The sequence below is a fragment of the Micromonospora sp. ATA51 genome, from assembly GCF_016802855.1.
Classification (GTDB): Bacteria; Actinomycetota; Actinomycetes; order Mycobacteriales; family Micromonosporaceae; genus Micromonospora; species Micromonospora sicca.
In genome coordinates this window covers 42,601-52,570 of record NZ_JAEVHJ010000003.1, presented here as the reverse complement: position 1 = coordinate 52,570, position 9,970 = coordinate 42,601, and the positions used below count along the sequence as shown (strand labels likewise).

At 67.6% G+C, this 9,970-nt stretch carries 9 protein-coding genes and 2 pseudogenes; 6 read left to right on the top strand and 5 right to left on the bottom strand.

Features of this window, described 5'->3' with window-relative positions; translation table 11 throughout:
- Positions 1 to 41: 41 nt before the first annotated feature.
- On the top strand, positions 42 to 437 hold the full coding sequence (locus JNW87_RS01380) for a transposase (RefSeq protein ID WP_238452783.1): 396 nt from the start codon (positions 42 to 44) through the stop codon (positions 435 to 437).
- Between the two features lie 287 nt (positions 438 to 724).
- On the opposite strand, the gene JNW87_RS01375 is transcribed toward JNW87_RS01380, so the two are convergent.
- Positions 725 to 1,183, bottom strand: a complete 459-nt coding sequence (locus JNW87_RS01375; protein WP_238452782.1) for a helix-turn-helix domain-containing protein — start codon at positions 1,181 to 1,183, stop codon at positions 725 to 727.
- A 2-nt stretch (positions 1,184 to 1,185) separates the two neighbouring features.
- Between JNW87_RS01375 and JNW87_RS01370 the strand changes: the two genes are divergently transcribed.
- The 4 genes from JNW87_RS01370 (at position 1,186) to JNW87_RS01355 (ending at position 3,974) form a co-directional block, all read left to right on the top strand.
- A complete protein-coding gene (locus JNW87_RS01370) occupies positions 1,186 to 2,061 on the top strand; it encodes an SDR family NAD(P)-dependent oxidoreductase (protein ID WP_238452781.1) in 876 nt (291 codons plus the stop codon).
- A 235-nt stretch (positions 2,062 to 2,296) separates the two neighbouring features.
- Positions 2,297 to 3,055: an isocitrate lyase/phosphoenolpyruvate mutase family protein gene (locus JNW87_RS01365; RefSeq protein WP_238452780.1), complete on the top strand. Its 759-nt coding sequence runs from the start codon at positions 2,297 to 2,299 to the stop codon at positions 3,053 to 3,055.
- A gap of 47 nt (positions 3,056 to 3,102) precedes the next feature.
- A complete protein-coding gene (locus tag JNW87_RS01360; RefSeq protein WP_238452779.1) occupies positions 3,103 to 3,738 on the top strand; it encodes an SDR family NAD(P)-dependent oxidoreductase in 636 nt (211 codons plus the stop codon).
- Positions 3,735 to 3,974 (top strand): hypothetical protein, encoded by a 240-nt coding sequence (locus JNW87_RS01355; RefSeq protein WP_238452778.1) that lies wholly within the window; start codon positions 3,735 to 3,737, stop codon positions 3,972 to 3,974. The genes JNW87_RS01360 and JNW87_RS01355 overlap by 4 nt, the downstream gene beginning before the upstream one ends.
- Before the next feature lie 773 nt (positions 3,975 to 4,747).
- Here JNW87_RS01355 and JNW87_RS01350 read toward each other — a convergent pair.
- On the bottom strand, positions 4,748 to 4,933 hold the full coding sequence (locus tag JNW87_RS01350) for a hypothetical protein (protein WP_238452777.1): 186 nt from the start codon (positions 4,931 to 4,933) through the stop codon (positions 4,748 to 4,750).
- Positions 4,934 to 5,365: 432 nt separating this feature from the next.
- Between JNW87_RS01350 and JNW87_RS01345 the strand changes: the two genes are divergently transcribed.
- Positions 5,366 to 6,727: a hypothetical protein gene (locus JNW87_RS01345; RefSeq protein WP_238452776.1), complete on the top strand. Its 1,362-nt coding sequence runs from the start codon at positions 5,366 to 5,368 to the stop codon at positions 6,725 to 6,727.
- A gap of 1,525 nt (positions 6,728 to 8,252) precedes the next feature.
- On the opposite strand, the gene JNW87_RS01340 is transcribed toward JNW87_RS01345, so the two are convergent.
- The 3 genes and pseudogenes from JNW87_RS01340 to JNW87_RS01330 form a co-directional block, all read right to left on the bottom strand.
- Complete coding sequence (locus JNW87_RS01340) at positions 8,253 to 8,444, bottom strand: hypothetical protein (RefSeq protein ID WP_238452775.1); 192 nt, start codon at positions 8,442 to 8,444, stop codon at positions 8,253 to 8,255.
- Positions 8,445 to 8,989: 545 nt separating this feature from the next.
- Positions 8,990 to 9,337 (bottom strand): annotated as a pseudogene (locus JNW87_RS01335) (hypothetical protein); the annotation flags it as partial.
- Positions 9,334 to 9,694, bottom strand: a pseudogene (locus JNW87_RS01330) (ArsR/SmtB family transcription factor). The pseudogenes JNW87_RS01335 and JNW87_RS01330, both read right to left, overlap by 4 nt.
- Positions 9,695 to 9,970: the final 276 nt, after the last annotated feature.

Genomic DNA, 9,970 nt, shown 5'->3' with positions numbered 1-9,970 from the left:
ATCCGAATGATCATTGACGCGTGCGGCAGTATGGCGCACGCGTGGTGCTGGACCTCGGCGAGCATGTGACACGGTTCCGGTTCCTGATCCGCGACCGCGACGCCAAGTTCACCGCGTCCTTCGACGCCGTGTTCGCCGCCGAAGGCATCGACGTCGTGAAGATCCCGCCGCGCACACCTCGGGCAAACGCGTTCGCGGAGCGCTTCGTGCGCAGTGTCAGGGCCGAGTGCGCCGACCGGGTCCTGATCTACAACGAGCAGCACGCCCGGACGGTGCTCCACGACTACGAGGACCACTTCGACCGGCACCGGCCGCACCAGCGCCTGGACCAGCATCCACCCGACCACGACCCCGCCGTGGTCGTCGCGATCGACAAACCGATCCAGCGACGCCGCGTCCTGAGCGGCGTCATCAACGAGTATCACCGAGCTGCCTGATCCACCTGCGAATCCCCAGCTCACAGCCCGAAACACAGTTTTGGCACCGCACAAGCTGGTGGGGGCGCCGCACTGGGCGGTTGCCCACGTGGCGGCCAGGTACGCGCCGGAGACCGCGAGCAGCCCGCCGCCGATGCGCGGTAGGTGGTGGGCCGGCCGGCCCAGGCCCCGGGTCAGCGCGGTGTACGCGGGCCCACCAGGTTGTTACGCCGCCTCGCGGCGCCGTGGACTTCGGCACAGCGATCAATCATTACGGCCAGATTTGCCCGCGCTCACAGTCGAGCGCGTCACGCTAGGTGCGATCGGCGCGTGGGGTGGGCTTCGACTGCGTCTATGGGCACGGGTTGGCCGCAGTCGTCGCAGAAGGTCTGCTCGTGGACCTCACCGCCGCAGCTGGCGTGCCTCAAGATGATCGGGGGGCCGTCTGGCGCGGCCCAGCGGTCACCCCAGTGCGTGAGGGCGATGATGACCGGCTGCAGTTCGCGGCCCTTCTCGGTCAGGACGTACTCCTGGTACGCCGACCCGGCCACATCGGGTTGCCGCGACATCAGCCCGTCTTCAACGAACCGGTCGAGCCGCGCCGCAAGCACGTTGCGGGCGATTCGGAGGCTGCGCTGGAAGTCTCCGAAGCGGGTGACACCACGGAAGAGCGCATGACGGATGATCATCAGACTCCACCGCTCACCGACGATCTCGAGCGCCCGCGCCGCCGAGCAGTCCTGCGTGTCATACGTACGGCCAAGCATGGATGCAGCGTACCTCCGACTGGTTGCATGACACTACTGGCTACTGCTACGGTCATGTGGTTGCATCACGAAACCAGGAGGAACCAGTGTTGCTCGAGAAGAAGAACGCGGTCATCTACGGAGCGAGCGGGTACATCGGAGCCGAGGTCGCGCAGGCCTTCGCCGCGGAGGGGGCACGCGTGTTCCTCGCCGGCCGCACCCGCGCTGCGTTGGAGGCGGTCGCCGAAAAGATCAAGGCCGCCGGCGGGGTCGCCGACGTCGCCACCGTGGATGTCCTGGACGAGGACGCTGTCGAAGCGCACGCCGACGCGGTGGTCAAGAACGCTGGATCCCTCGACATCTCGTTCAACCTCGTCAGCCTCCCTCAGACGGGCATTCAGGGCACCCAGATCGTCGACCTGTCACCCGACAGCTTCGACCTGCCGATGGCCACCTACCCCAAGGCCAACTTCCTGACCGCTCGGGCCGCCGCGCGGCGCATGACCGACCAGGGCTCGGGCGTGATCCTGATGATCACCGCGAGCCCCTCCCGGACGGCCACTCCACGCATGGGAGGTATGGCGCCGGCGTGGGCGGCGATCGAGTCGCTGTCCCGGGGGCTGGCCGCCGAGGTCGGTCCGCACGGTGTGCGGGTGGTATGCCTGAACGCGGCCGGCATGCCGGAGACACCGCAGCTCACCGAGGTGTACGGCCTGCACGCCGACGCCTACGGCATCACCCGCGACGCGTTCGCTGCCCGCATTCGTGACCTGACGGTGCGCAAGCACCTGCCCACGGTCGCCGAGATCGCCAACGTTGCCGCATTCGTCGCCTCGGACCGCTCCAGTGCGATCACCGGCGCGATCGCCAACCTCACCGGCGGCCTGGTCGTCGACTGACAGCCCCCAAGGCGATGCAGGCCCTGCCCGGCAGGCCCGCAGTGGTTGGGCCGTGTGGCGGGCTCGCTATCGGCGTGCCGCCGGCCAGGGCCTCCACCGGCACTTCGTGTACTCCAGCGGAGGGCGAACCGAGGGATGCGCGGTCCCTCATGGGATTGCCACCGACCACACACCGGCTTGCGGTGAGCCTGCCCGACTTCATAACTCGGCCCAAATTTACGACCAGGATACCAGCATGACACAGGTAACGGATCTGAAGGCCCTCGCCGAAAGGCTCCGCCAGCTGCACGGCGGGAAGATGCTCGTGCTGCCCAATGTGTGGGATGCGGCCAGTGCAGGGATCGTGGCCGAAGCGGGATTTCCCGCGGTAGCCACTGCCAGCGCTGCCATCTCGGCGATGCTCGGCTATCCCGACGGCGAGGGTGCGCCGTGGCAGGAGATGTTCGCCGCAGCCGGACGGGTCATCCGGGCGGTCCCGGTCCCGGTGACGGTGGACGCCGAGGCGGGATACGGCATGCGGCCTCGTGAACTGGTGGACCGGTTGCTGGCCATCGGCGCGGTCGGCTGCAACCTGGAGGATACCGACCACCGGGCGGGCGGTCTGGTCGAAGCCGGCGCGCACGCGCAATGGCTCGCGGACGTCCGCTCCGCGGCTGGCGATGCCGGAGTCCCGATCGTCATCAACGCCCGCGTCGACACCTTCCTGCCCCCCAGCGGGATACCGGAACCGGATCGAGTCGCGGAGACGATCCGGCGGGGCCTGCTCTACCGGAACGCCGGTGCCGACTGCATCTACCCGATCGGCGTGCGCCACAAGCGCGACATCGCCACCCTCATCAGGGAGCTACCCGGCCCGGTCAACGGCAACACCGGTGAGCAGCTGGACCTGGCCACGCTCCAGGAACTTGGTGTGGCGCGGGTGTCCTACGGACCCCGCTTCTACCGCGCAGCCATGGCCGACCTGAAAACCGCAGTCCAGAAGCTGCTGCCCTGACCCACCTGGAATCCTGGTCGCTGGGTCCGGCGATGCTCAGGGAGGGCATGCGCACTGTCGTGATCACCGGCGCCAGTTCCGGTATCGGGCGCGCCGCGGCGGTGCGGCTGGCCGCCAGCGGTGACCGGGTGGTGCTCGTCGGCCGCCACCCCGGCCGGCTGCGCGACGCGGTCGCCGAGGTCGAGGCGGCGCCCGACCACGAGCTGGCCGACTTCGCGGTCCTCGACCAGGTGCGGCGGCTCGGCGCTTGGCGGCGCGGGCGGTACGACCGGATCGACGTGCTGGCCAACAACGCCGGACTGCTGGCGCCCCGACCCCGCCGCACCGCCGACGGCCACGAGCTGACTATGCAGGTCAACCACCTCGCCGGGTACCTGCTCACGCACCTGCTGCTGGACCGGCTGGCCGACGACCCGCCCGGGCGGCTGATCACGACCGCGTCGCTGGCCGAGTGGTGGGGCAGGGTGCGCCCGGACCGCGTGGGCCGTCCGCGGCGCCGCTGGTACAGCAGGTGGCTGGCGTACGCCGAGCAAGCAGGCCAAAATCCTGTTCACACCGCCGAGGCCGCCCCGCCGCTGGACGGACCGCGGCGTGGTGCCGACCTGCTTCCAAACCCGGCCTGGTTCGCACCAGGTTCGCCCGCATCAGCCCCAGCTGTCTGGCCGGCCAACTGCTGCCGATGACCATGACCGGCCCAACCGGCGGCGCCGATACGCTCGTCTGGCTCGCCACCGACCCGGTCGGGCTGGCGCTGCCCGGCGGCTACTTCGCCGGCCTCGCCGAGAAGATCCCGCTGATGGCGCAGCACCTCGATGGCCCGCATCGTGTTGCCGCCGTCGGCCATCATGACTGCCGTGTCGGTCAAGACCTGACCCCGGTCGTGCTCGGGGCTGAAATCGTCACGGTGCAGGATGTGTGACAGGGCCCTGGTCAGGCCGGTGCGGTCGGCGGTCAGCCGTAGCAGGGTGGCGTCTGCGTGGGAAACGACGCCGGTGCCGTTGGCCGTGATGGTCAGCCGCTGCGACCATCGGGTAGAGTCGTTCACGCGAAAAGTGCCTCTCGATTCGGGTTCTCTCTGACCTAGACACTCAGATTTTCCCAGATCAGAGGCACTTTTCTATGTCCATATGAGACACATCACAGCAAGATCCTGAAACGCCCAGGTATAGGACGCGATGGCCGGTGTGTCGGCGGCTGCCAACGTCGCCAACTCGTCCGCAGTGAGCGTCCGTCCACTCGGCAGCGTGACATGCCGTGCCCTGGACCCGGCGAGGGCCCGCAGCACCCTGTCGTCCGCCTCCGCAGACGATGTGTCTGCTGGCTCCGGCAGGTTGCTGTCCTCAGGGACGCGGACGTGTTCCGTCATGACGCGCTCCAGAATACGACGGTGCGGCCCTCGCCGGGGGCCGGCGACGTCAGCGCTTCGTCCTGTCACCGGCTCCCGAAGCCCGACGGGGGCCAAGTCCCCGGACTCTTCCCCATCGATGATCAGATCAGCCGCGCGGTCAAGAGGATCTCGCCACGGGTCGTGTCCGGTCTCTCGGATCACGTAGGGCCACAGGTCCCGCGGTACCCGCCTGTGGTCGGCCAGGAACAGTTGCCCGTACAGGTCGAGCGCTGTGGCAAGATCGTCCTTGGCACTGCCGTGCGAATCCTCGCCGGACGGCGCCTGTGAGTCGCGTTGTACGGACGTCACGAGGTTCTGCCAGGCGACAGACCGCGCGTGTAGTATGTTGCGGCCGCGTAGAGAGCGTCGGTGTCGACAGACTCGCGGTCAGTCACCTCATCAGCCGTAAGACGCAGCAGATCGGCCGCGACGCCCAACCCTTCGGCATCCAATACCCGCTGCGGGGGTCCACCCGCCTGGAAGTCGCTCACCCGGCCTACGAGATCCGCGAGCAGGACATCCCGCACTCCCGGCACCTCCGTAGTCACGACCCGGCCCAGTGTATTGAGAGGCGGCAACCTATAGGAGTCCGGCCGGCCCCCGCGGTCTGGACGCCGCTGCTGGCCCGACCATGCGGCAGCGGAGTGTGCTGGAGCGAGGCTTGGCTGGCCGACGGGTGGTATCGCGGCCAAGGCTACGACGAGCCTCTCGCGCCCAGCAGGTACTCTCCCGGGCCTCTTCCTCCCGGGAGAGCGACGCCTAACGACGATCGCTGCACATGTTCCGAGTATGGCCGGGGCTACCGACACACGAAGCTTCCCGGCCATTGGCTACGCGTCCTGATGATGCGTGTGTGTCCGAGGCCCTCATCAGCCCGACTTTCGACATACCGTGGTGTCGGCGGTGGGTGGGACAATCGACCCATGCCTGCTGATGCCGCTGCGGCTGAGCCGCCCGAGCCGAAGCCCGTGACGTTTGCGACCGACGTCATCCCTCTCGGTGAGCGCGCTCAGCGGAGCATTCTCGACCACGTGATCGCAGTCGGCGACGAGGCCGAGACAACCTACCTCGAGGTCAAGAGCAGCCTTGATCTCGGCAGCAAGGCCGGCGTGGCGAAGGTGGCCAAGTTCCTGCTGGGAGCGGCCAACCGACGTCCGCACGAGGCGGCACGGCACTTCCACGGCTACGCGGTGCTGGTCATCGGCGCGCAGAAGGGCAGCACGCCGGGCGTGCCCCGTGGCGTTGAGGCTCACGAGCTGGAGGACCGGCTCCGCCCATATCTCGGGTCGCAGTTCCCCGCGTTTGAATTCGGGAGGATCGGCGTCGGTGACGATCGCGAGGTGCTGTTCGTCATCGCGCAGCCGCCGCAGGATGGTCAGCCGATCTACCCATGCCACAAGAGCTTCCAGGGAGATGACCGTCGGGACAATCTCGAGGACGGTGCGGTCTATGTGCGGGGAACCAGCAATACCCGCCCAGCCCGGGCCGGCGAGGTGCTTGCTCTCGTCGAGCGGGCTCGCGGAGGCGGCAGAGCGCCGATCGATATCGACGTGGAGATTCTCGGCCCCATCGGGCGCGTTAATCTCGTTGACGAGGTGCTGGAGCGCCTGTACCAGTTGGAAGAAGAACAGTTCAGCAAGCAGCACGAGCCGGAGAAGAGCACTTTCGCGTCCACATCGGCGCCCCTGGCATCAAGCATCCTCACAGGGGGACCGCCGCCGACGGCAGAGGAGCGAGCGGAGCGTCTGGACGCGTGGCGGAGCGAGAAGTCCGCCCATATCGCGCAGGGGCGAGAGCACTTCCTCGGCGTCGGTCTGCCTGGCGTAGGAGTCAGGGTCGTCAGCCGTGACCGGTTCGTCGCGAAGCCCCATCTCATCGTGAACTTTCATGGTTGCGAAGCCTTCGACTACCGCGAGGCTGACGATGCCGACTACGAGAAGGTGGTCGAGCCCGTCATGCGACGGCACGACCCGTTCGGGACGGGATTCGACCCCGGCGAACTTCGGATCACGCCGCGCGGCTACCCCATCGTATGGACCAATCGAGGCGACGACGCCGAGGTCGTGCTCACGCCGGAGTCGTTCCGACCCAACGTGCCATGGACGAGCGACCAAGACGACTACGTGATCCTCGCGCGGGACCCGCAAGCGAGGTTGGTGTCCGTGACGTGGGTCCTGACAGAGGACGGTAACGACGCGGTCACCAGGGGCGAGTTCGAGGTCACCACAGCCGAGCTCATCGACGCTGCCGACCTGTTCAAAACAGCGTTCTTCAAAGACGAGTGACGGCCGTTCGCCCGGGTCGCCATGCAGCTTGGGAAAGCTGTCGGACAACGCTCGGCTACTCAACGTCGTCGGCTCGAGAACAGCCTCGACGACTCCGCCGCCCACGATGACCTCAGAATCAAGATCACAGCGCTGCGGCGAGACTTCTCGCTCCGGACCGACCCGACCAAGACCTGAGACTCTGTATTTGGAGGGGAGGTGGGTCACCCTTCTACGGATCAGAAGGTTCGAGTCAGGGTTGCATCGCATGGGCAGGGGCAACGATGCACTGTCCACCGTGGTCCTACTCTTTGCGGTTGGACCATTACGAACACCGCCTGGCTGATCTTTAGCAAGCGACCACAGCAACACCCCGCTGCGACCGGAACACATGGGCAGCGAAACGGAAAGCCGCAGGTCATCAGCCTGCGGCTACAAGCGGAGCGTCGGGTTAGGAAACCGATGCTCTATCCCCTGAGCTACGGGGGCGCGAGTGGTCAGTGTAACGACCTGCGCGTCGACCCGCGTTGGCAGAGACTGACCTGCGTTGACCTGCGTTGGCCCGGCCAACCGGCCCGCGGTGCGGTGTCGAGCAGGCTCATGTTCGTGCTGATCCCCGCATAGACGATCCTGCCGTTGATGCCGGCCTCGATCTCTTCGTAGCCGTCGGCGCTATTCCATCGGCGGTGCCCGGCGAGCCCGGGCGCCCTAGCTGACGGTGGAGAGTTGCTATGTGCCGTTACGCGATGATTTCGTGCCGACTGGGGCGATGCCGTAAGGGCTGGTCGGCGTGAACATCATTGATGGGTTGAGGGTCGGGGATGCAGACCGACGGCGGGCCTGCCGCGTAAAGCAGTGTTGCTCGCCTAGTTGCCCGCGACGTGGCGGCACGGCTCGCTGCCACACGTCGTGCCGGTGCGTCCTGCTCACTAGAAGCTGCCCCTTCGGGGTGGGACGTAACCACTCGTCGTGCGGCAGAATCGGACCGGGCCGCCCTGGCGGTCGCCGTCCCCGCGCCGGCGATGGCGCATCTGGTGTGGGTGCCTGGGGTTCGTCTCGCAAATTGGAAGGATCTAGGTTGGAGCTGCAAGACGCCGAGGCGTACGTCAGGCAAGTCACCCGGAGAACGTCTACCAGGGATGCGCTGGCGTGGCTCAGCGAGGAACGCGCGGTGTCTCAGCCGATCAATCTGCCGAACCTCTTGGCGTCCTTGCTGACGATTGAAGATCAGGCGCCGGTGGCCGATGTCCAAGGACTAGCTGGCCGGGTCATTCGGCAGGTCTGCCGCGCCGAGGTGGTTTCCGAACTGGATCCGAGCCAGGAGCTTCTCGCGTTGGATGAGGTGTTGCGTCCGGCGCAGTACAGGGCCGCCCTTGACACGCTGGCCGCCCGGACCGCGACTCGAACCCTGGCGAGCGTGACGCTGGCCGCCGTCATCGCCGCACAGCAGGACGACGGCAATGTCGTGACCGCGCTCTGCGCAGCAGCGGGCTTGTCTTATCGGGACCTGCGCGCCAGAGTCCGCGACGCGTCGGTCCCTACCGACCTACGTGGCAAGTGGAAAAACGACCAGCTGAAGGCCGTGTTTGACGTCATCGACGCGGTCATCACCGGCCGAGTGACGGCGAGCAGTCCGGCCGCCCAGCCGGCCCGGCCAGTTGAACACCTGCTGCCTGAGATCGACGACGAGCCTGGACGGCAGCGCGGATGGGCGCTGGTTGAGCAGATGCGGGCTCACGGCGTCCCCTACGAACTTTTGCTGACCCAGCGAGCGGTGGGCAGTGCATGGGTCGCCCATAGGAGCAGTACCGGCAAAAAGGTGCAAGCTGCGGTAACGACCTCCCTGTGCGAGCTGCTTGACGACCGTCCGGTCCCGTACCACCGGCTTGCGATGAACGGTGCGTCACGTGAGCTGTTGACCCGCGTGGGAGCCAACCCGGCCGCTGCCGCAGAGGATGGCCGTAACGAGGGTGGGCAACTCGCCGTGCTTGTGCATTCGCCGGCGGTGACGCACGCGGTCGCCGTCTCGGTTGCACGGGACGGCGGAACGGCAAGGAAAAGCGGTGCCAGGCTGGGCACGCTTCCGGCGCGCCTGGGCATCGCTTGCAGCGTGGTTCTGGTCGGCCCGGGTTGGGCAGAACGGAACACCACGGCCGAGCTTGCTCGTCCGTTTGATGGACGAATCTATACGGAGCGGACGGTCGCTGAGCTGGCGGATGCGCTCGCCGCGATGGTTGCAGAGGGTGGGGGTGTCATACCGACCGGGCAGGATAGCGGCGCGCAGCCCGCCGAGTTGGCGTCGGCGTCGCCGCCGGCCAGCAGGGAGCGGGCGGCGTCGAAGGTCACCCAGGCGGCCAGGGCGAAGAACGACAGGCCGATGAGTCGCAGTGCCAGCCGCTCTCGATCCTCGGGCACTCGGGAGCGGAACTGCCAGATCAGGACGGCGGCGCTGGACACCTCGACGAACGAGTCCAGGCCGAAGCCGATCAGTGCCGTGGAGGAGGCGGCCGCGCCGGCGGCGATGGCGACCAGGCCCTCCAACAGGTTGTAGCCGGCGGTGGCGTAGGCCAGCCACAGGCTGCGCCGGGACAGCACCGCCCGACGCTCCGGCGTCAGCAGCGACACGCTCACGCCGTCACCGCCGCCGGGGAGTCGGCCGGCGTGCCGTAGACCGGGCACAGGGCGACCGCCTCGCCCGTGGCGGCCAGAAGCTGTTCCGCTGAGCGCAGCAGGTCGAGTAGCTCCGGGCGGGTCAGTGAGTAGAACGACTGGCGGCCCTCAACCCGGTAGTCGATCAGGCCGCAGTCACGAAGACACGCCAGGTGCTTCGACACTGTGGACTGCGCCAGTTTCCAACTCCCCCGTCAGGTCCACGACGCGCGCCTCGCCCGCAGCGAGAAGCTGCAAGATTGCCAGTCGGGTGGGGTCGGCCAGCGAGCGGAACAGCGCCACAGCCGGGCTCAGATCCAGAGAATAACCAATCGCCATACCGTGATGATAGCGCCAAGTGGCGATGAGGTCCTCGGCCTGCTCGCGCTCCCCGCCGCGACGCTCGACGCGGTCCTGATCACCCGGCACCTGATCGTTGGGGCTGGGCACGCCGGTAGGGGAGGTGGCCCGGCTGTTGCAGCAGCGGCGGCGCAGCAGGGCTGCAGCCGGCAGCCTGCTGCGGCGCCGCAAATCGGGGTGTGGTTGATGATCACCCGCGTGCGGACAGCGGGCGATCGATCCGGGTCATTGACCTGCCGTAGAGGCCAGGTGCCC

Coding starts and splice junctions, on each gene's coding strand:
- JNW87_RS01365 (WP_238452780.1), top strand. CDS start 2,297: ATGACACAGGTAACGGATCTGAAGGCCCTCGCCGAAAGGCTCCGCCAG.
- JNW87_RS01370 (WP_238452781.1), top strand. CDS start 1,186: ATGCAGCGTACCTCCGACTGGTTGCATGACACTACTGGCTACTGCTAC.
- JNW87_RS01360 (WP_238452779.1), top strand. CDS start 3,103: ATGCGCACTGTCGTGATCACCGGCGCCAGTTCCGGTATCGGGCGCGCC.
- JNW87_RS01355 (WP_238452778.1), top strand. CDS start 3,735: ATGACCATGACCGGCCCAACCGGCGGCGCCGATACGCTCGTCTGGCTC.
- JNW87_RS01345 (WP_238452776.1), top strand. CDS start 5,366: ATGCCTGCTGATGCCGCTGCGGCTGAGCCGCCCGAGCCGAAGCCCGTG.
- JNW87_RS01375 (WP_238452782.1), bottom strand. CDS start 1,183: ATGCTTGGCCGTACGTATGACACGCAGGACTGCTCGGCGGCGCGGGCG.